At 44.7% G+C, this 22,854-nt stretch carries 13 protein-coding genes; 5 read left to right on the top strand and 8 right to left on the bottom strand.

Translation table 11 applies throughout. The features are described from left to right. Positions 1-33: 33 nt before the first annotated feature. Both ACLWBB_RS01855 and ACLWBB_RS01850 read left to right on the top strand, forming a co-directional pair. A complete protein-coding gene (locus ACLWBB_RS01855; RefSeq protein WP_413289846.1) occupies positions 34-10,302 on the top strand; it encodes a hypothetical protein in 10,269 nt (3,422 codons plus the stop codon). A 238-nt stretch (positions 10,303-10,540) separates the two neighbouring features. Then, complete coding sequence (locus ACLWBB_RS01850) at positions 10,541-12,067, top strand: tail fiber domain-containing protein (protein WP_413289845.1); 1,527 nt, start codon at positions 10,541-10,543, stop codon at positions 12,065-12,067. A 41-nt stretch (positions 12,068-12,108) separates the two neighbouring features. Here the strand turns inward: ACLWBB_RS01850 and aroC are convergent, their stop codons facing one another. The 6 genes from aroC to ACLWBB_RS01820 are packed head-to-tail and all read right to left on the bottom strand — an operon-like array spanning position 12,109 to position 18,273. After that, positions 12,109-13,125: a chorismate synthase gene (gene aroC, locus ACLWBB_RS01845; protein WP_413289844.1), complete on the bottom strand. Its 1,017-nt coding sequence runs from the start codon at positions 13,123-13,125 to the stop codon at positions 12,109-12,111. Beyond that, a complete protein-coding gene (locus ACLWBB_RS01840; protein WP_413289843.1) occupies positions 13,122-14,927 on the bottom strand; it encodes a shikimate kinase in 1,806 nt (601 codons plus the stop codon). Before ACLWBB_RS01840 ends, aroC begins: the two co-directional genes overlap by 4 nt. Continuing rightward, positions 14,924-16,099: a 3-phosphoshikimate 1-carboxyvinyltransferase gene (locus tag ACLWBB_RS01835; RefSeq protein ID WP_413289842.1), complete on the bottom strand. Its 1,176-nt coding sequence runs from the start codon at positions 16,097-16,099 to the stop codon at positions 14,924-14,926. Before ACLWBB_RS01835 ends, ACLWBB_RS01840 begins: the two co-directional genes overlap by 4 nt. A 1-nt stretch (position 16,100) precedes the next feature. Further along, positions 16,101-17,168, bottom strand: coding sequence for a hypothetical protein (locus ACLWBB_RS01830; protein WP_413289841.1), 1,068 nt, complete (start codon positions 17,166-17,168; stop codon positions 16,101-16,103). Between the two features lie 5 nt (positions 17,169-17,173). After that, positions 17,174-17,599 (bottom strand): hypothetical protein, encoded by a 426-nt coding sequence (locus ACLWBB_RS01825; protein ID WP_413289840.1) that lies wholly within the window; start codon positions 17,597-17,599, stop codon positions 17,174-17,176. A gap of 56 nt (positions 17,600-17,655) precedes the next feature. After that, entirely contained in the window at positions 17,656-18,273 is a 618-nt protein-coding gene (locus ACLWBB_RS01820; protein WP_413289839.1) for a ferric reductase-like transmembrane domain-containing protein, read from the bottom strand. A gap of 40 nt (positions 18,274-18,313) precedes the next feature. Between ACLWBB_RS01820 and msrP the strand changes: the two genes are divergently transcribed. Further along, complete coding sequence (gene msrP / locus ACLWBB_RS01815) at positions 18,314-19,294, top strand: protein-methionine-sulfoxide reductase catalytic subunit MsrP (RefSeq protein ID WP_413289838.1); 981 nt, start codon at positions 18,314-18,316, stop codon at positions 19,292-19,294. Here msrP and ung read toward each other — a convergent pair. Next, positions 19,291-19,980 carry a uracil-DNA glycosylase gene (gene ung / locus ACLWBB_RS01810; protein ID WP_413289837.1) on the bottom strand — a complete coding sequence of 230 codons (690 nt, stop codon included), beginning with the start codon at positions 19,978-19,980 and terminating at the stop codon, positions 19,291-19,293. The genes msrP and ung overlap by 4 nt on opposite strands. A 206-nt stretch (positions 19,981-20,186) precedes the next feature. On the opposite strand from ung, the gene ACLWBB_RS01805 reads away from it, so the two are divergent. Continuing rightward, positions 20,187-20,600, top strand: a complete 414-nt coding sequence (locus ACLWBB_RS01805) for a hypothetical protein (protein ID WP_413289836.1) — start codon at positions 20,187-20,189, stop codon at positions 20,598-20,600. A 66-nt stretch (positions 20,601-20,666) separates the two neighbouring features. Then, the gene (locus tag ACLWBB_RS01800; RefSeq protein WP_413289835.1) at positions 20,667-21,623 is read left to right on the top strand and encodes an aldo/keto reductase family protein; all 957 of its coding nucleotides are present in this window, start codon (positions 20,667-20,669) and stop codon (positions 21,621-21,623) included. Here the strand turns inward: ACLWBB_RS01800 and ACLWBB_RS01795 are convergent. Continuing rightward, positions 21,620-22,528, bottom strand: a complete 909-nt coding sequence (locus ACLWBB_RS01795) for a DUF2817 domain-containing protein (RefSeq protein WP_413289834.1) — start codon at positions 22,526-22,528, stop codon at positions 21,620-21,622. The genes ACLWBB_RS01800 and ACLWBB_RS01795 overlap by 4 nt on opposite strands. Positions 22,529-22,854 lie beyond the last annotated feature (326 nt).

Raw genomic sequence — 22,854 nt, 5'->3', positions numbered from 1 at the left:
AAGAACCCAGCCTCCTTTGCCGATCCTTAATACATGAAAACACTTACATGTACGTTACTGGAGAGTTTTAAAGGACTGACTACGGAATCGGCTAAGTACGTAAAATTACTATTTGCTGTTGTCATGTTGTTAGCTTTCTCTCAACAAACTAATGCCGCGTCAGGTATCACATACACTGGCCGCATACTCGATTCCAACAACGAGCCTGTAACGTCTAATGATGTAAGATTCACTGTTACTGTCTACGATGCTTTAGGACAGTGCTGGTTATATACAGAACAACGTCAACTCGATTTGTCTCAAGCTAGTGGTACATTCTCTTTTGATATCGGTTCAAATGATTCAACTTTAGTTCCTGCTTCTGCTTCTTATAATAACTCTGCTGCGCCTGCTGGCGTGAAGGATATGGCAGACGTATTCAGCAACGTTAAAACTTTCAGCGGCCTTGGCACAGCTAATAGCTGTAGTGGTACTTATACTCCAAATCCATCTGACTTAACTGCTGGCCGTATCTTGGCTATCTATTTCAGCGTTGGTGGTGGTGCTGCTCAAGCTCTTCCTACATTGAAAATCAATCCAGTTCCTGCTGCTTTGACTGTTGGTGGTTACGGCACAGGCGAATTGTTAAAAGTTGGTGGTACTGTTACTCGTACTACTAATACTAACGACGCTCTTTCACAAACTCAGTACGACGAGTTCTGGCGTTTAGTGAAAGCTCCGTTGACTGCTTACTTACCAGTTACTGGTGATGTAACAATCGTTTCTGGTAATAACAAAGTAACTACTTTGATGGGCCAGGCTTTGCCTGCGGGTCCTGCGACTAATAACCAAGTGTTAGTATCTAATGGTACAAATTGGACTCTTCAATCTATGAGTGCTGGTTCTGTAACTAGTGTAACTGGTTCAGCTCCAATCACAATTGGTGGTACTGCTTCTGCGCCGGACGTTGCTATCGCTCAAGCAAATAGCACTACAGATGGTTTCTTGGATAGCGCTGACTGGGTTACTTTCAACTCGAAACAATCTAGTGGTCTTGCTGATGGCAGCATCTGGGTAGGTAATGCTTCTGGTGCAGCTCAAGCTCGTGGCATGACTGGTGATGCAACACTCTCTAATACAGGTGTGTTGACTCTTGCTTCTACTATCACTGCAGGTGGCCCAGTAGGTACTGCTGGTTATGTGCCAGTAATTACTTACGATGCTAAAGGTCGTTTGACTGCAGTTACTTCTGCAGCTGTTAATGATTCGTCAAAATTGCCTTTAGCTGGTGGCACTATGTCTGGTGCTATCAATATGGGTGGCCAAGACTTGAATAACGTTGGCAACATCAACATGGCTGCTAACAAATACTTCGGTCTTTCTGCAAATAGCACTGACGGTACTGTTGCCGGTCAAGTTTGGTATGACGCTGGTACTATTAAGTACTTCGATGGTTCTACTGTTAAATCATTAGGTGTAGCTGGTGCTGGTATTACATCTCTTAATGGTTTGACTGCTGGTACTCAAACATTTGCAATTGGTACTTCAGGCAATGCGCCTTCATTCAACTCTGTGACTGATACTCACACGTTGAACATTCCAATGGCTAATGCTGCTGGTACTGTGACTGCGGGTCTTATCAGTAATGCTGATTACGTTTCTATGATGGCAAAGCAATCAAGCTCTTTGGCTGATTCTTTGATCTGGGTTGGTAACGCCTCAGGCGCTGCTCAAGCTCGTGCAATGACTGGTGATGCTACTATCAGCAACACTGGTGTTTTGACTGTTGATAAAACTCAAACTGCTCAAGCTAGCAAGATCCTTCAATTGGATGCAAATTCAGTAGCTACTTCCAAAGGTTTGGATGTAAACGGTTCTACAAGTGGTAATGTTTCTATCCGTGGCCAAGCTACTGCTGGTACTTATACTTTAGTTCTTCCTAACTCTGCAGGTTCTGCAAATCAGTTCTTACAAACTGACGGTGCAGGAAATCTTTCATGGAATGCTCAATCAGCTCTTTTGCCTAGCTTGAATGCTGGTTTAATGTGGGTTGGGAATGCTTCTAACGGTCCAGAAGCTCGTACACTTTCTGGTGACGTGTTCTCTGTATCTAATGCAGGTTCTGTCACTGTTGTTAAAACAACAACTGGCGAGGCAAATAAGTTATTAGCTCTAGATGGTTCGGGTGTTGGTAACGTAAAAGGTTTGGATGTTCAAACTGGTGCTGGCAAGGCAACAATCCAAACTTCAGGTGCCTTCACAAACTACGTTTTAACTTTACCTACTGATGACGGTAACGCAGACCAAGTTCTTAAGACTGATGGCGCTGGTATCCTTTCTTGGGTGTCTGTTCTTTCAGGTGTTTCTAATACAGCTAACTTAGCTGACTCAAAAATCTGGGTTGGTAATGCTTCTGGTAAAGCGGTAGAAGTTTCTATCTCTGGTGATGCTACTATCAGCAACACTGGTGCGTTGACTTTGGCTTCTACAATCACTGCTGGTGGTCCAGTTGGAACTTCTGGTTATGTACCAGTAATTACTTACGATGCTAAAGGTCGTTTGACTGCAGTTACTTCTGCAGCTGTAAATGACACTACTAAATTGCCACTTGCTGGCGGTACAATGTCTGGTGCTATCAACATGGGTGGCCAAGACATCACAAATACTGGCAACATTTCAATGGCTGCTAGTAAGTACTTCGGTCTTTCTGCTAACGGTACTGATGGTACTGTTGCTGGTCAAATGTGGTATGACTCTGGCGTGATCAAGTATTTTGACGGTTCTACTGTTAAATCACTCGGTGTTGCTGGTGCTGGTATCACTAACTTAAATGGTCTTTCAGCAGTATCACAATCTTTCGTGATTGACGGTGCTGGTTCTGACTTCGCAGTAAACTCAGCTGGTGGAGCTCATACATTCAGCTTGCCAAGTGCTTCTGCAACTAATCGTGGTGCTTTGACTTCAGCTGATTGGTCTACATTCAATGCAAAACAATCAAATGCTTTAGCTGATTCAAGCATCTGGGTTGGTAATGCTTCTGGTGCTGCGCAAGCTCGCGCTATGTCAGGCGACGCAACGATTTCTAATACTGGTGTTTTGACTGTTGATAAAACGCAAACTGGTACAGCTAGTAAGATCCTTCAGTTAACTGCTTCTTCAGTAGCAGTTACTAAAGGGGAAGATATCGGTGGTGCTGGTGCAGGTATCGTGTCTCTTCGCTACCCTAATACAGCGACAAATACGACTTTGAGCTTCCCAGCTTCTGCAGGTTCTGCAAATCAGTTCTTACAAACTGATGGTTCAGGCAACCTTACTTGGGCTGCTCAGTCTGCTCTTCTTCCAGCTATTGCTAACTCTTATATGTGGCTTGGTAACGCGTCTGGTGGTCCAGAAGCTCGCTTGATGTCAGGTGATGCTACGATCTCTAACTCTGGTGTTTTGACTGTTGATAAAACTCAAACTGCAGTTGCTAGCAAAATCTTGCAATTAGATGCTAACTCAGTTGCTACTACTAAAGGTGTTAACGTTAACGGTTCTACTAGCGGTTCGATCTCTATCCTTGGACAAGCAACAGCTGGTACTTACACTTTGACACTTCCAAACAACGATGGCGGTGCCAACGAGTTCTTGCAAACTGATGGTTCTGGTAACTTAACTTGGGCCGCTCAGTCTGCTCTTTTGCCTGGCTTAACTGCTACTAACATCTGGGTTGGTAATGCATCTGGTGGTCCTGAAGCACGTGTGCTTTCTGGTGATATCTCTGCTGTTTCTAACACAGGTTCAGTAACTGTTGTTAAAACAACAACTGCTGAAAACAACAAGATCCTAGCACTTAATGGCACAGGCGTTGGTACTATGAAGGGTCTTGAGATCCAAACTGGTACTGGTAAAGCAACTATCCAAACTTCTGGCGCTTTCACTGATTACGTTTTGACATTGCCAGCTGATGACGGTGGTGCAAACCAAGTTCTTAAAACTGATGGTGCTGGTGCATTGTCTTGGGTTTCTGTTTTGACTGGTGTAAGCAACACTGCTGATTTAGCTGACTCTAAAATGTGGATTGGTAATGCTTCTGGTAAAGCGGTTGAAGTATCAATGTCTGGCGATGCAACAATCTCTAACACTGGTGCATTGACTTTGGCTTCGACAATCACTGCGGGCGGCCCAGTAGGTACATCTGGCTACGTTCCAGTTATTACTTACGATGCTAAAGGTCGTTTGACTGCTGTAACTTCAGCGGCTGTAAATGACACGACTAAATTGCCACTTGCTGGTGGTACTATGTCTGGCGCTATCAACATGGGCGCTCAAGACTTTAACAATGTTGGTAACATCAACATGGCTGCAAGTAAGTACTTCGGTCTTTCTGCTAACGGTACTGACGGTACAGTTGCTGGTCAAATGTGGTATGACTCTGGCGTGATCAAATACTTCGACGGTTCAACTGTGAAGTCTTTGGGTGTTGCTGGTGCTGGTATCACTAACTTGAATGGTTTGTCAGCTGTTACTCAATCATTCGTGATTGATGGTGCTGGTTCTGACTTCGCTGTTAACTCTTCAGGTTCAGCTCACACATTCAGTTTACCAAGTGCTTCTGCAACTAATCGTGGTGCTTTAACTTCTGCTGATTGGTCTGCATTCAACGCTAAACAATCTAATGCTCTTGCTGATTCTAGTATCTGGGTTGGTAATGCTTCTGGTGGAGCTCAAGCTCGTGCAATGTCTGGTGATGCTACTATCAGCAACACCGGTGTTTTGACTGTTGATAAAACTCAAACAGCAGTAGCTAGCAAAATCCTTCAATTGGATGCAAGTTCAGTAGCAACTACTAAGGGTGTTAACGTAAACGGTTCTACAAGCGGTTCGATCTCTATCCGTGGTCAAGCTACTGCTGGTACTTTCACTCTCACATTGCCTAACACTGATGGTGGTGCCAACGAGTTCTTGCAAACTGACGGTTCTGGTAACTTAACTTGGGCTGCTCAATCTGCTCTTCTTCCAGCTATTGCTGACTCTTATATGTGGCTTGGTAACGCGTCTGGCGGTCCAGAAGCTCGCTTGATGTCAGGTGATGCTACGATCTCTAACTCTGGTGTTTTGACTGTTGATAAAACTCAATCTGCAGCTGCTAGCAAAATCCTTCAGTTAACGGCTTCTTCAGTAGCTGTAACTAAGGGTGCTGATGTTGGTGGCGCAGGTGCTGGTATCGTATCTCTTCGTTACCCTAACACTGCGACAAACACTACACTTAGCTTCCCAAGCACTGCTGGTTCAAGCGGTCAGTTCTTACAAACTGATGGCTCTGGCGTATTAACTTGGGCCGCTCCTACTGCAACTCTACCTTCGTTGACTGCTACAAATATTTGGGTTGGTAATGCTTCAGGTGGTCCAGAAGCACGTGTGCTTTCTGGTGATATCTCTGCTGTTTCTAACACAGGTTCAGTAACTGTTGTTAAAACAACAACTGCTGAAAACAACAAGATCCTAGCACTTAATGGCACAGGCGTTGGTACTATGAAGGGTCTTGAGATCCAAACTGGTACTGGTAAAGCCACGATCCAAACTTCTGGCGCTTTCACTGATTACGTTTTGACATTGCCAGCTGATGACGGTGGTGCAAACCAAGTTCTTAAAACTGATGGTGCTGGTGCATTGTCTTGGGCTTCTGTTTTGACTGGAGTAAGCAACACTGCTGATTTAGCTGATAGCAAAATGTGGATTGGTAATGCTTCTGGTAAAGCGGTTGAAGTATCAATGTCTGGCGATGCTACTATCAGCAACACTGGTGCATTGACTTTGGCTTCGACAATCACTGCTGGCGGTCCAGTTGGAACTTCTGGTTATGTACCAGTAATTACTTACGATGCTAAAGGTCGTTTGACTGCTGTTACTTCAGCTGCTGTAAATGATACAACTAAGCTTCCACTTGCTGGTGGTACTATGTCTGGCGCTATTAATATGGGCGGCCAAGACATCACAAATACTGGCAACATTTCAATGGCTGCTAGTAAGTACTTCGGTCTTTCTGCTAACGGTACTGACGGTACAGTTGCTGGTCAAATGTGGTATGACTCTGGCACAATCAAATACTTCGACGGTTCAACTGTGAAGTCTTTGGGTGTTGCTGGCGCTGGTATTACTCACTTGAATGGTTTGACTGCCGTTAACCAAACTTTCGCAATCGGTACTTCTGGAAACTCTCCAGCATTCAACTCTGCGACTGCGACTCACACATTGAATATCCCAATGGCTTCTGCATCGGGCTCAGTGACTGCGGGTTTAATTAGCAATGCTGACTATGTAAATTTCAATTCAAAACAAGGAAAAGACCTAACTGAAGCTTATATCTGGGTTGGTAATGTATCTGGTGGTGCCGTAGAACGCGCTCTATCTGGCGATATCGTGGGCGTTAATAATATCGGTGCAGTGACTATTGATAAAACTCAGACTGCAGTTGCTAGCAAAATCTTGCAATTAGATGCTAACTCAGTAGCAACTACTAAGGGTGTTAACGTTAACGGTTCTACAAGCGGTTCGATCTCTATCCGTGGTCAAGCTACTGCTGGTACTTTCACTTTGACACTTCCAAACAGTGATGGTGGTGCAAATGAGTTCTTGCAAACTGACGGTTCTGGTAACTTAACTTGGGCTGCTCAGTCTGCTCTTCTTCCAGCTATTGCTAACTCTTATATGTGGATCGGTAACGCGTCTGGCGGTCCAGAAGCTCGCTTGATGTCAGGTGACGCTACTATCAGCAATACTGGCGCAATCACTGTTGATAAAACTCAGTCTGGTGCTGCAAGTAAGATCCTTCAATTGACGGCTTCTTCAGTAGCTGTAACTAAGGGTGCTGATGTTGGTGGCGCAGGTGCTGGTATCGTATCTCTTCGTTACCCTAACACTGCGACAAACACTACACTTAGCTTCCCAAGCACTGCTGGTTCAAGCGGTCAGTTCTTACAAACTGATGGCTCTGGCGTATTAACTTGGGCTGCTCCTGTTGCAACATTGCCTGGTTTGACGGACTCATTGTTGTGGATTGGTAACTCTTCTAACGGTCCACAAGCTCGTGCAATGTCTGGTGATGCTACGATCTCTAATACTGGCGCAATCACTGTTGATAAAACTCAATCTGCAGTAGCTAGCAAGATTCTTCAATTGGATGCAAGTTCAGTGGCTACTACTAAAGGTGTTAACGTTAACGGTTCTACAAGCGGTTCGATCTCTATCCGTGGTCAAGCTACTGCTGGTACTTTCACTCTCACATTGCCTAACACTGATGGTGGTGCCAACGAGTTCTTGCAAACTGACGGTTCTGGTAACTTAACTTGGGCTGCTCAGTCTGCTCTTTTGCCTGGCTTAACTGCTACTAACATCTGGGTTGGTAACGCGTCTGGTGGTCCAGAAGCACGCGTGCTTTCTGGTGATATCTCTGCTGTTTCTAACGCTGGTTCAGTAACCGTTGTTAAAACAACAACTGCTGAAAACAACAAGATCTTGGCTTTGAATGGTTCAGGCGTTGGTACTATGAAGGGTCTTGAGATCCAAACTGGTACTGGTAAAGCCACGATCCAAACTTCTGGCGCTTTCACAGACTACGTACTTACTTTGCCAGCTGATGACGGTGGTGCAAACCAAGTTCTTAAAACTGACGGTGCTGGTGCACTTTCTTGGGCAACTGTATTGACTGGTGTAAGCAACACTGCTGACTTAGCTAACTCTAAAATCTGGGTTGGTAATGCTTCTGGTAAAGCGGTTGAAGTTTCTATCTCTGGTGATGCTACTATCAGCAACACTGGTGCATTGACTCTTGCTTCTACGATCACTGCTGGTGGTCCAGTAGGTACTGCTGGCTATGTACCAGTTATCACTTACGATGCTAAAGGTCGCTTAACAACTGTAACTTCTGCAGCTGTTAACGATACTTCGAAGTTGCCACTTGCTGGTGGTACAATGAGCGGCGACATCGACATGAACCAAAACGACCTCATCAATCTTTACCTTGGCGCTGCAAGAATGTTCGTAGGTAACGCATCTAACGGTGCTACTTCGGTTCTTATGTCAGGCGACGCTACCATGAATAGTTCTGGTTCAGTAACGGTTGATAAAACTCAAGCCGGTGTTGCTAGCAAAATCTTGCAATTGGACGCATCGGGTATTGCCAATATGTTTGGTGCAGGCGTTAAAGGTGCTACATCTGGCACGGCGACTATCATTGCTCCTGCTTCGTTCTCGAACTACACTCTTACGTTGCCTGTTGACGATGGCACTGCGAACCAAGTATTAAGCACTAACGGTTCTGGTGTTCTGACTTGGGCAAATGCTGGTAATGTTGCATTGTCATCAATTACTCAAGCTGCTGCTACTAATACAATTGATAATACGAACTATGCTCAGGCTTGGAACTGGTCTACGGCAAATACTCAAACACCAATGTCGATGAGTGCCAATGCTTTGACAACGGGTACTCTATTGAGTTTGACGACTTCTAATAACTCGCTCAACTCGACAAACGGTCTTTTCCGAGTGGCAAATACTGGCACTTCTACAAGTGGTATTGTCGCAAGAATTCAGTCTAACTCTACGGCTGGCACTGGATTGACAGTTCTTGCTAACGGCAACGTCGGTATTGGAGCAACAGATCCGGATGATATTCTCACTGTTAAGAACCCGACGGGAGCGGCTTCTCTGCAAACGCCGATTCGCCTACAGAATCTCAATGCGTCGACTGGCGCCGCAGTTGGAATTGCATTCAAGAACGAATCAAGTTCAGGAGACACCTATTACAATGCTGCAATCGCATTTGAACGTACCTACGGTGGCTCAGGCTCATACGGAAGCCTCCACTTCTTGAACAAGGCCACATCCGGCAGCGCCACAATGGCAGACTCGCGTATGACAATCTTGAACACTGGTAATGTGGGTATTAGCGCAATTACTCCGGCTACAAAACTGGATGTTTCCGGAGTCACTCGTAGTACCGGGTTTGATGTCAACGCAACGTATGGTGGCAGCCAAGTATCTGTTCGTGCTCCAGCGTCTTTCTCAAGTTATACACTGACGTTGCCTTCAGACGACGGTGCTGCGAACCAAGTTCTGTCAACAGATGGTGCTGGAGTTCTTTCTTGGGTCAATGCTGGTACTGTTGCATTGTCATCAATTACTCAAGCTGCTGCTACTAACACGATTGATAACACAAACTACGCGCAAGTTTGGAACTGGTCTACGGCAAATACTCAAACACCAATGTCGATGAGTGCCAATGCTTTGACGACGGGTACCCTATTGAACTTGACGACTTCTAACAACTCGCTCAACTCTACGAACGGTTTGTTGAATGTTGCAAATACCGGCACATCTACAAACGGTATCGTGGCAAGAATGCAATCTAACTCGACAGCGGGTTCTGGTTTAACTGTACGTGCAAGTGGTTATGTTGGTGTTGGAACTGCATCTCCATCTGGTACTTTTGATGTACAAGGCGGAACAGCTGCAGCTAGCACGACTGGTGCGGCCATTACATTAGCTGCACAAGACGGCGGATCTGGTGGCGCGGTCGGCGGTAGCATCAATTTGACTCCTGGTGATGGCACATCCGGCTGGCCTGGTGGTTCAGTGCTAGTATCAACTGTCGCTGGTCAATACGGTGCATTCAGTGCAAGTAATGATATGACAAATAGTTACGCTACTAGTTCGGGTGCAGCCTCAGGTCCGTCATATGTATTAAGAATGTCGAATGGCTACAATGCCAACGGCAATACTGCTCTGGCAATTGGTAGCGTAAAAAACTCCAGCGCCTTGTATCAGGAAGGTTATATGGGCTTCGTCTCCGTAACTGGAGCAGCCAATTACTCACCTGACTTTGTTCTGGGTCTGCAAACTGGAGCGACTGCTTATCAAGAAAGATTGAGAATCGTCGGTTCAACCGGTAACGTTGGTATCGGTGGCTCTCCTACGACAGAGAAACTTGAAGTTACTGGTAACATCAAGGCTTCAGGTCAAATCTATGCAGCTTCAAATGCTGACACAGACAATACGATCGACTTCAACTTAGGTAACGTACAATCAACTTCGTATGACTGTGCTGGAGGCGTGATTCGCCTTGATAATATGAAATCAGGCGGTAGTTATACTCTAGTTGTAACAAGCACCACTACAGCAAAGTGTACCTTCAACGATAATGGTGGTGCAACTTTCGCTGATGCTTCTTTCGCACCGACAAATACGACACGCACGACTACCACCCACACTGTGTATACTTTCGTGAAGGTTGGCTCTCGCGTGTATGTATCTTGGATCGCGGGCTTCAGCCAAACTCAGTAATTTAAACTCATAAAGGACAAAATCAAAGCGGGCTCAAAAAGCCCGCTTTTTTATTCTCGCAGTTTTTATCAATTAGCCGAGCAACTATCTCAACTCCAATTTAAATTTAGAGCTTCGACACAAGACGCTGGTCCAGTATCTTGTAAATTATTTTTATTTATATAAACACTTTGCTATTTTTCATTTCACACAAAGTGAAACCATATTCAAAGGATGAATAATGAAAAATAAAGCTATTATGTTAGCGCTCCTACCGGCGCTTACACTAACTCAAACCGCGTCTGCAGAATTTTTGTCACCGATGATGAAAGACTTCTCTGCACCAATAATTAAAGATCGTACATTATTACCTGGCGATACTCCATTTGGCTCAATTGTTTTCGACAACACTGCCAATAACTTTTATGGCTTGAGTGCAAACGGGACTTGGAAACAGCTTGGCGGAGGCGGCGGTGGCGGCGCAGGCGCAAATACAGCTCTATCAAACTTAGCCAGCACAGCAATCAATGCCGACTTACTTCCAGCATCTGACAATATGGTTAACTTAGGTGATACCTCTGGCCATCAATTCTTAAATATAGTTGGTAACTGCGGCACCTATGGATATTCGGGTGCACAAATTGGTGACTGTGGAACTGATAAGTACTTAACCGTCAACACGGATGCTTTAATCAATGGCATCACCGTTGGAAGAGGAACCGGAAGTGGAATCAGAAATGCGGCGCTAGGAAGAACAGCCCTCGCATCAAATACCGTTGGTGACTACAACGTTGCAGTTGGTTTTGAGGCACTTTCACTAGCAACTGATATATACGCGAACGTTGCAGTAGGTGCTGGGACTCTAAGAAGGCACACATCTGGTGGCTCAAATGTCGCAGTTGGACACAATGCCATGATTTCTCATATTACCGGAGATCAAAACGTCGGAATTGGATGGGCAGCATTGAATAATAACGTAGAAGGTTCTTCCAATGTCGTAGTTGGATCAAATGCTATGAGTAATAGCCTAAGAGGATCAAGAAATGTTGTTATAGGCAACTCCGCTTTCAGCAACTATAACCCGTCCACTGATGAGTTCGGATTTAATACTATTGTAGGAAATGAAACAGGGAATACAATTGGCACTGGAAAATACAATACGATTCTTGGAGCACAAGTAACAGGCCTACCTGAAGGTACTTCCAATAATATTGTTCTTGCCGATGGTGAAGGCAATCAACGTATTCGCGTGATTGATAATGGTAACACAGGTATTGGTACAACTGCGCCATCTACGAAACTTCAAGTAGCAGGTGTTATCAGTCCTTCTATTGATAACACTTATGCTCTTGGTGGCTCTTCTCTCCGCTTCACTGAAGTTTACGCTACTAACGGAACGATCAACACTTCTGACGAACGTGCCAAAAAAGAAATTCAAAATTCTGATCTTGGCCTAAGCTTCATCGAAAAGCTTCGTCCAGTATTCTATCGTTGGAAAAACGGCGCCGATGAAAAACTTCATTACGGTTTGATCGCACAAGAAACTGAAAAAGCGATTCAAGAAGCAAAACACTCTTCGAAAGAAGAAGCAATTGTTTCGCGTGACCCTAAAAGCGGAATGTACGGTCTAAATTACTCTGAGCTAATTAGCCCAGTAATCAAGGCTATTCAAGAATTGAGTTTGAGTGATAAGTCATCTCAGGACGAAATCGCCGCTCTCAAAGAGCAAAACGCAGATCTTAAAAAACGTATTGAAAAATTAGAACAGCTTGTTCAAGCAAAGTAGTATTAAAAAGGCCCCGCAGCTTTGCTGCTGTGGGGTCGCCTTTAAACTTGATCCCCACGCTGCCACAACAAATGATCAGCAAGTACTAACCAAGTCATGGCCTCTAGAACCGGAACTGCTCGTGTCACGATGTAAGGATCATGACGGCCCTTTTTAGCGATATCCAAAATGGAAGACGTCGGCTTGAAATGTACTTTCAGAAATATCTCTTCGCCCGTTGAAATTCCACCACGAATACCACCGTAATTCTCAGACTGAGACTCTTGATGAAAAGCAGTTCCCTTTTCTTGGGTGGCTTCCGCACCTGCGCCAAGCTCTACGCCTGCAGTGGCCCCTACGCTCATATAGGCCGCAGCCAGATCTGCCTTCAGCTTATGAAAGACAGGCTGTCCTAGACCCTTTGGTGCGCCTTTAATGCGAATCTCTGCTACTCCCCCATAGCTCTCGCCTTGGGATTGTGCCATAGTCAGCAATTCACGAACTCTCTCGTGTTGAGCTGACGGAAAACGTGCTGTGAATTGATCCACATCCTGTTGCCAGATTTTTTCTCTGTCAGCTTCGGTTAGACTATGTGGTCCTACCTGTGCCGAATATGCTTTCAACTGCATTTCTGGAGCTAACTGCTTACACAACATCTGGGCGACAGCTCCCGCCATCACACGGGTCACGGTTTCACGCCCCGAAGAACGTCCCCCACCGCGGAAATCACGGTGCCCGAATTTTTGCTGCCAAACATCGTCGGCATGTCCTGCCCGAGGTGAATTTTTAATTGCTTCATAGTCTTGAGATTTTTGATCTTTGTTACGAACAATAATAGCGATCGGAGTTCCCAAAGTTTTACCTTCAAAAACACCGCTCAAAATTTCTGGAAGATCTTCTTCTTTTCTTTGCGAAACTAAGTCCCCGCCTGGACGACGACGTTCAAGTTCTTTCGTTAGCAGATTCTCATCGAACTTCAAACCAGCTGGGCAGCCATCAATCACCACTCCTAAAGCGGTGCCATGGGACTCTCCGAAGCTCGTGACGATAAATCTGGATCCGAAAGAACTGGCGCTCATGTTTGATTCTCCCAAAAATCCCTTTGGTGCTGCGCTTGGGTTTGGAACATTCTTACCCCAGAGCGGTATTCCGCATGGATTCGCTGTGCGTATTCCCGTCCCGCAGAGTCTTCCGTGTAATTAAGGTCAATCACCAAAGAAGGTTTCCAGTCGGGATCTGGCCACTTCATATCGCCTTTTCGTGGCGCTGCCCAGACTAAAACATCGGGTTTAAGCTCTTTTTTCCAGCGTGTTTGGTCTTCTTCTCGAATCTCACCGCGGGTTGCTGAAAAACAAAAAGACTGAGGCAAAACCTTCTTCATCATATTCAAGGTACCGCCGCCGCCCCAAAGCACAATACACCGACCTGAATCAATTTCTTGAGTCTGGTCTTTAAAACCTGCCAAATCGGTATTGTGGCCACGCCACTGCTTACGCTCTTGATCGTAATACAGAGTATTCACCGCGTGCAGCAGTTCAGCCTCTTCGCTTTTTTGCTGCGAACTATGGTAGGCCTCTTCTTTCAATGGCGAAGTGACTGCGGCTTGACGAAGGCCAATCACCGTCAACGCCCTTAAAGCTTCCTCCCACTCAAGCTGGTCAATCTCGATTCTAAAAACGGGCTCGTTACGCTCTTCAAAGAAGCTCTTTTGTTCGATCGGTGTCCAGCTTTGCAAAACAGGCTTACCAAGGACTGCCGCGAAATGTGTTTTGATGAAGTGCACACCTAGCCACTCATACAATACCGGCTGATCTTTGGCGCTGCCATCGGCATCACGCCAGAAGTTCAGAAGTTGACGACCTTTCATCCAAAGTCTAAACCACGCCCAACGACCACTTTCGGATCTTGGCAAGAAGCTACGATTTTGCGGATCCGCTTGTTGCCACAAGTAACCAAGTAAAAGGTCATCAAAAGTTTTCACCATTGTCGCCAATTTCAAATGAACACACTTACCAGTTTCGTCGTTCAAACGTTGAATCGCATTTTCCAGGCTTTCGCCCTCTTTCAAATCATGCAGAGAAATAATCAATCGTTGCTTCAAGAATCTAACTGGTTGAGGCATCTCGCCTAACTCTAAGGCCCAGTCGTAATAGAGAACTTGGCTGCCTTGAGGGTAAGTCGCAGATTGTCCTGTACGAAACGAGAAAATAAATTTCTCTGTAAACAAAGACCCCAAGCAAGTTTGAATCTGATCGTGATTTAAAAGATCATCACGCACTTCAAAAAATTCTACGCCGTGATTGGCATACCGTTCGATAAAGCTATGCCATCGTGATTCTTTGACAAAAAGCTCAGGCAATAAAGTCACGCTCCCCGCCACCACTTTTTTATGCTTAATCACGATCTCTTCTTCTAAAGAATCAACTTCCGTCAAACCCTCTGGCATGAAGTAAATTTGGTCGTAAACATTTCTAAAATGGAACTCACGTGTACGAGCGCGCTTTTCATACTCTTCAAGTGGCGGCAAGTCGGCCTCAAGGCGAGGACGATCCAAAAAGACTCTGCCAGCATGGTCGGTCGCTCTTTGCACCCACAAGACTTTTGCGTGAGAAGGAATCATTCCTACTGGAAAGCCCGCTCCTACCGCTAAATAACACGACGAGTGTGCGAGGATGATTTCGTGAAAAACGCGTTTTTCAATCTCACGAAAGGCCTCTTCACCTTCGTTTTCAAAAATAGCGCGAACGCTTTTTTTACTGCGTCTTTCAATTTCTTGATCCAGGTCAAAACAAGGAGTCTTTGCAGACTCCGTATAACGATGGATTCTCTTAAGTAACTGAGTCTTACCGACTCCTCTTTGCCCAATAATCACGGTGATCATGGCCGTACTCCTACGTATCTCCAAAACTCAGGAAAGCTTTTACGAACAACATCAGGGTCTTTAATTTTAATACGATGGCCATAAAATTTCAAAAGTGCCGCCGCCATAGCCAAACGGTGGTCCTTATCCGGATCAAACGAAAATTCCTGTGGAACTGAAATCCCACCATTTCCTGAAATCACGATCCCGTCTTTACGAGCGGTGCAAGCGATTCCAGACTTTTTTAAAAGTTCTGCTGTTTTAAGAATGCGATTGGATTCTTTCAATGCTAACTGAGGAGCGCCAAACAAAATGGATTTCCCCTCTGAAAAGCTGCAAAGAACCGCTAGGACCGGAAACAAATCCGGAGAATTCTTTAAATTAACACGCACGGGTTTCAACCTCTGAGGGGCCCGTACAGATAAACTTTGCCCCTTTTGCGAACTACGGACACCCATTTGTCGAAAAATATCCGTGAAAGCTAAATCAGGCTGCAAACTTTTTTTAGGAAACTCTTTGAAAGACGCTTCGCCCGATACGGCTGCAAAAGACGCTACGCTAAACAACGAACTTAAATCTGATTCAACTAGGTATTTTTTTAAAGCAACTCGTTGTCCTTTAGGTATGACAAAGTTAGAGCCTTTTTGAGTGTACTTAAATCCCAGATCCTTCAGTGCCTTCAAAGTCATGACAAAATAGGATTCAGAGGTGATCTTTCCTTGGACTTTAATCTTCAAATCAAAATCCAGACCCCAAGCATTTAAAAACAAAGCTGATAAAAACTGACTCGAGTCTTTGGCGCTGATGACCAAAGCCTTTTTTGGATCTTTCCATCCGCTTGAGCGAATGCGAATCCCCTGATTTTCAAAAGCTACGTCGACGCCCAACCTTACAAGGATAGACTTAATTTCTTTTTGCGGCCGGCTTAAAAGGCGCTGAGTTCCCTTAAGAAGAAACTCGCCCTTTTCGCGGGACAAACGAAAAGCTAAGAAACGTAAAGTCGTTCCGCCTTCCCCACAATCAAAGACCTTTTTCTTTTTAAGCCCGCGAAGACTTTGACGAAGGTGAACAACGTCATCACAGCTTGAATCACCTTCCAGCTTCAAACGAGGCTCATAGCTTTGAATGATCAGCGCCCTGTTCATTAAAGATTTCGAAGCAGGAATGCGGCCTGTGAAGTGGAACTGTTTCAAACTACCCCCAAAAAGATTGCTGTCGCGCAATCTCGGGAAGGAAGTCCTGTACTTTCACTTCAGCAATAACAGGCTTGCCAGGATTCTTTAAGAATACAAAACGTAAATCCTGAGAACTTGTTTTTTTCTTATCCTGTTCAAGATAACGAACGAAGCTTTGCGGCTTTTCACTGAGCAATGCCAACATGCTTAGATTCTTCCAAGCACTTTGTTGTTTTGCCTTGACGGCTTTTTGCCAGAACTTCGCTTGCATCAATTTTAAATAGTCTTTTTGATTCATGAAGCCCTTTTGATAGCTCCACTCCATCGCAAACTGAAGACCTGCTAACACCGCAACTCCGTGAGGAAGACCATAATGCGCTTCAAACACATGACCCATCGTATGTCCAAAGTTCAGTAAGTGACGGAGGCCTTTTTTCTCTTCTGGATCTTTCTGCACGATTTTATATTTTTCGCGAATGACCAGAGGTAACAACTGCCACAAGGTTCCCGCGTTTAGTGTCGAAACTGCGTTGAGCTTGCGATACAAAGGCCCGCCAGCAAGCAAAGCCATCTTGATCAGCTCACCAAGGGCCTCAAAGCCTCTCTCTGCAGGTTGAGCCAATAACAAAGGCTTCACCAGGTAAACTTCTTTGGCGGGATAAAAAGTTCCTACTTGGTTTTTAGCACCACGGGCATTCAACGCCGTTTTTCCACCATGAGCAGAATCCATCGCCGAAAGCCAAGTACTCGGAATATGAATAAGTTCCACACCGCGTTTGTAAACGCTGGCAACGAATCCACCAAAATCCCCGACGCTGCCGCCACCAAGCACGACAATCTTCAAACGTCTTGCAGACAGATGATGAGTCTTTTGCAAGATAGTATTCATGTGAACTGGGAAGCTTTGGAGGCTTTTGAGGTCTTCGCCGGATTTAACAGCATAGCGGATCGGGAATTGCTTTACCCAAGACGCTACTTTTGGATGGCGATCAAAAATACGATCATAGATCAACAAAACATCATCCCCAAATTTCTTTGGGGATGGCCACTGACTCACAAAATTTAAACGAGAAGAAAAAGATGCCACAAGACCTACTCAGATGTTTTTTCTGTAAATTCCTTTTTAGCTTTTTGATAAGACTCACTGATCTTATCCATAGCGGCACTCATACCGGATTTCATTTCTTCCCAAGCTTTGCCTGAGCTTTCTTTCCAGCGAGCCATATCTTTTTGAAGAGCTTTTTGTTTTTTTTCGAGATCTTTAATTTCTTTATCAAGACCATCTTTGGCTTTGCCGCTGGCTGTTTTTGCATCTTTTTTAAGATCAGCGATTTCGTCAGAGATAGCTTTCATTTTTTCATCATAGCTTTTTTGAATCGCTTCTTTTTGCTCTTTTGTATATTCGCTAGCGGCATCTACAGTTTCAGAGGCTTTTTGTTTTACGACTTGCGCTTTATCAGTAGCGTATACAACAGATCCAGCAAGTCCCAGCACCAACAAAATTTTGAAGAATTTCATAAACAATCTCCTTTACAGATCAACGCTCTTATTTTCTGTGAGTTTCAATTTGAAATCTATGTTTTTTTGCGCTTCCGCATGAGTGCGCCATAAAACCGGTAGATTTGGAATGGGATTAGTGGAAACGTCATAATTGCCATCAGTGGCAAATTGCCTTTTTCAATAAGGAAAATGTGAATCAGGATAAAGATACTAGCGACATGAATCATGCGGTGCAGAGTTTTCCACCGCTGAAAGCCTAGTTTTTTGACGCTAAAATCATTGGATGTAAATGCCATGGCAAGAACCATACACATCGCAAAAAAACCCATTGTCAGATAGAACTTTTCAAAAATTTGAACAAATGCCTTGGACTCGAAAGCTTCACGACCTAAGTAGGCACCAAAATGCAAGATCACATAGCAACCAGCGGCGATCCCCAAAGACCTGCGTTCTGAAAAGATCCAACGCATCCACTGTGGTCCCAACCATTTTCTGCGAATGAAAACACCAAGCCACAGGTTCGCCAGAATCAGGAATAACAGCACATAACCCGTCTGCCGATTTACAGTCACAATGGGTTGCACTCCGAGCTCACCTTGTAGACCCATATAGACCCAGTACACTAGCGGTAGAAGGAAACTCGCACGCAAAGTCCAGCGCAAAAATTTTGTTTGTGAGCCCGTGAGTTTCATTCTTATAATTTCCCATGTAGCTTCTAAAAAAGGAAGACCTATGCTTACAAGAGTCAAAAAGTCCTGGGAGATTTCTGAAAACCTCGTGACCCCTGAAGAAGTCTACTTCCATCGCCGCACTCTCTTAAAAGCGGCGGGACTTGGAGCAGCTGGCCTTGTCACAAGCGGCTTGATACCTGAAGCCTGGGCTAAGGAAGAACTGAAGAAGCTCACTTTTAAAAAGAATTCGACATATGTTGTGAATGACAAAGATCGTCCCGCGACGAAAGAAGAATTCGCGACAGGATATAACAACTTCTACGAATTCAGTCTCGACAAAGACGCTGTCCAAGAGAAAGTCAAAAAATGGAATCTAGGCCCTTGGAAGATCGACGTGTTGGGGCTTAAAGGTGCCAACAAAACTTTCGACGTCGACGGCATCACGGCTCTTTCAGGCGGGCTTGAGGAACGCATCTATCGGTTCCGCTGTGTTGAAGCTTGGTCGATGGTAGTTCCGTGGATCGGCTTCCCTTTGGCAGATATAATTAAGAAACTCGACCCGAATCCCAAAGCAAAGTTCATAAAATTTCAAACATTTGACGATCACAAAATCGGCAGCAACATGAGCAGCCTGCCACACTATCCATGGCCCTACATAGAAGGCCTTACCATGGAAGAAGCTCTTCATCCTCTGACTTTCATTGCGACCGGCATGTATGGCAAAGCGTTGCCAAAACAAAATGGTGCTCCGATTCGCCTGATCGTTCCGTGGAAGTATGGATTCAAAAGTATTAAATCGATCGTTAAAATTGAGTTCACCGAAACACGACCTGTGAGTCTTTGGGAAAAGTTAGGACCCGATGAATATGGGTTCTATGCGAATGTGAATCCCAAGAAAGATCACCCACGCTGGAGTCAATCCACAGAAAGAATCTTGGATGGAAAGTTCTTTCCTACCAAGATCCCAACACTTGCATTCAATGGCTATGAAAAAGAGGTCGCAGGCCTTTATAAAGGTCTCGACCTGATGAAAAATTATTAAGGCAAAGACCAGTCGATTTCTTTGATACCTTGTTCACGAAGATATTTATTAATTTTCGAAAACGGCTTAGACCCAAAAAATCCACGGTGAGCTGAAAGTGGTGAAGGATGCGGGGACTCCAAAACCAAGTTTTTGTCGCGGTCTACAAATGCCGCTTTCTTCTGTGCATAGCTTCCCCATAACAAATACACCACGTGTTCTTTGTTCGCATTTAATGTCGCAATAACTTGATCAGTAAATTGCTCCCACCCTTTGCCTTGGTGAGCCGCCGCTTTGCCGTCCTCAACTGTCAAAACAGCATTGAGCAACAAAACCCCCTGCTCTGCCCAGTGAGTAAGATCCCCACTTTTTGGCATCGGCAATCCGAGGTCGCTATGCAACTCTTTGAAGATATTCAAAAGTGACGGTGGAAAACGAACCCCTTCACGAACTGAGAAACTCAACCCATGAGCTTGACCAGGCCCGTGATAAGGATCTTGCCCAATAATTACAACCTTCACTTTTTTCAGAGGAGTCAAATTAAGAGCAGCAAAATATTCATCGCCTTTTGGATAAATGGTTTTTTTAGCTTCCTTCTGTGACAGTAAAAACTTTCGCAAGTTCTTCATGTAGTCTTTATCGAATTCTGATTTCAGATTTTTCAACCAAGATTCTTCTAACTGCGGGGTCTTCGAAATATTCGCCAAACTCGCTCCCAGTGCGGTTTTCAGAGCCACAACACCTGTGTCTCAATTTAGGACTAAACCACTATAAACACGTCTAAGGTCGAGATTCTAAATCAAATATATGTCATTTCAAATATATTTTTCATTTCTCAACAGCTTGACCTGACTTAATACGAACTCATTGTTACAATATAAGAAACAAGTATGTACCGGCAAAGGAGGATCTAATGGCGAACCTTCTGAACCCCCAAACAGCTATTATCGAGGCCGCCCTCGAAGACAGTCCTGAAGTAAAATCGTATGTTTACCAGCAAATAGCGGAGTTCGAGCCCTATGTGACTCCGCAAACGGTGATCTCTGTGATCTTGAAAGATCCAGGGAAGCTGGCGCTTCAAATTGAAGCAGAGGGCAAAGAAGTGGACATGGAAGATCTCAAGTCTCACTACAGGATTTCCATTAGCCTTAAAGAAGGCGATGCGAAAATTTCTGCAGAAGGCTTAGACAAGGATATCTTTACGGCAATTCGTTCTGCAAAGGATCAACTTCTTGCAAAGCTAGTCGCCATTCAAGATAACATTGTGAGCCAGCAAGAACGCAACATGGCAATTCACCATGCCATGCAAAATACGATGATTCACTAGTTACTAGTTATTGATCACCTGATATCTTTCAGCATTTCCGAACAATGAAAGGTATCAGGTGTTTTTATGTTTAAAGCGAACATGCCCTATCGAAACCTCGGCCGCTGCGGAACTAAAGTCAGCACTTACGGACTTGGCGGATGGACCACTTACGGCGGAACCGTCAAAGACGACACCACCATCAAAAACATCATTCATCTTGCATACGAGTCGGGAATTAATTTTTTCGATATCGCAGACATTTACGCGAAGGGTGATTCTGAAAAAGCCATGGGCGTAATTCTGAAAGACTTTCCTCGCCATGAACTAGTGATTACCAGCAAATTGTTCTGGCCAATGAGTGACGACGTGAACGACAAAGGTCTTTCTCGTAAACACATCATGGAATCCATCGACAAATCTCTAAAAAGAGTTGGCACTGATTATCTCGATATTTATTTCTGCCATCGCTATGATCCAGAAACTCCTTTGGAAGAAACCATTCGCGCCATGGACGATCTTGTTCGCCAAGGAAAGGTTCTTTACTGGGGCACCAGCGAATGGACGTCAGAGCAATTGAACCAAGCTTATGAAATTTGCGAAAAGCGTGGTTACTACAAACCGCAAGTGGAGCAACCACAGTACAGCTTGATTGCTCGCGAAAAGTTTGAAAAAGACACCCAGCCAACTGCTACACGCCTAGGCATGGGGCTTGTCACTTGGAGCCCCTTGGGCTCTGGAATGCTGACCGGCAAATACGATCAAGGTGTTAAAGAGGGTCGCTTGACGCAAATAGAATGGCTCAAAGACACCGTGTACACTCCAGAAAATGTAGAGCGTGTAAAACAAATGAAAAAGATCGCAGACGACCTAGGATGCTCACGTTCGCAATTGGCTTTAGCGTGGCTTAATTTCCAGAATGGAGTCAGCAGCGTTATCTTGGGCGCAACTCGTACCGAGCAGCTGCAAGAAAACCTGGGCGCACTCAAAGTCAACATCACTGCAGATGTCGATAAAGAGCTTAAAAAACTTTTTAAGTTCTAATTTGCTTCCGAAGACGAGTGGGTGAATGTTGAATTCACCACTTGTTTTGTCTCTTGATGATCGGCGCGCTTGGGTTTGATTTCAATTTTTACCAAGGTACCGATCACATCTTGAAGTTTTTCAAGAGGCGCTAGTGACGATGGCAGATCTTCTTTAAGCTCTGTCGTCAAAACTGGAGTCTGTCTTTCAAACCACATATAGCGACCCAAGCTGCCTGGGAAGTGACCCAAAGACTTCCATGGAAGATAGTCATACTTCGGGAAAGTCACCTTAGGTCCGTCGAAATCCAAAACCTTCAGTGGTGTGTGAATAGAGACAACAAAGTCAGGCTTGAAATCCTCAAGGTGTTTCAAGGCACATTTAGTTTCAATCTCACTGCCCGCGACTTCTCCAGGATTGCGACGAGGATTTGCCTTGGTTTGTTTTGTCCAATAAGCCTTCGCCAATTGATCCCAATCTTTTGTTGGGAAGTTGCGATTGATATCTACATTGTTCGCATTGGTACGAGTCTTTGCCAATACGCCGTCTGGATTCAAAACAGGAACAACACGCCATGAATTGCGTGGATCAAAACTCTCAAGGCGTTCCATCCAATAACGTCCTACGGTTCCAGCGTGAGTTTCATCTCCGTGGATCAAACTGAAAACAAGAACCTTCTTTGCATCTTGGTTGCTAGCAAATTTCTCATAATGAAAAATAGGACGGCCTTGAACGCTGGTACATCCATCATCCACTTTTACTTTGTCGCAGGCTTTCTGTAGCAACGAGGTGTCGAGCTTGCCTGGAAAGGTCTTCAGGGACTCCATGCATTTTTTAGAGAGCTCACTTTCTGTAGTGGGTGCTTCTTCTGCGAAAGCTTGCATACCAAGAATAGCGCTCAAAATTAGGACTACAGCAGTTTTCATAAAATCCTTTTTATGTCTCTTTTTCTATTATTGCCAGTCATTTGCTCAGTCTCAAGACGAGATTTCCCTGAGTGCGAAACTTTCTTTGTCTCATCTTGAGAAGATTCGATTTCCGACTAAGGTCCTGGACCACTTTCTCCGTAGAATAGATAGAAGAACAATTTTCTATTTGAGGAGGACTTCATGCTCGAGAGGGGTGGGTTTAGTTTCGTGGCCCTGTTGGTCATTAATCCCGTTGCAATTTTGCTTTATCAAAACTGCAGCATACTGCCGGTCACGCATAGTGAATTAGCATCCAGAGAATTGGTTTCGCAGAAGCGAGCCAT

The organism is Bdellovibrio sp. HCB337 (assembly GCF_047302465.1).
Lineage (GTDB): Bacteria > Bdellovibrionota > Bdellovibrionia > Bdellovibrionales > Bdellovibrionaceae > JACMRP01.
Note: the sequence above shows the minus strand (reverse complement) of the source record. Positions and strands in the feature narration are given on the sequence as shown.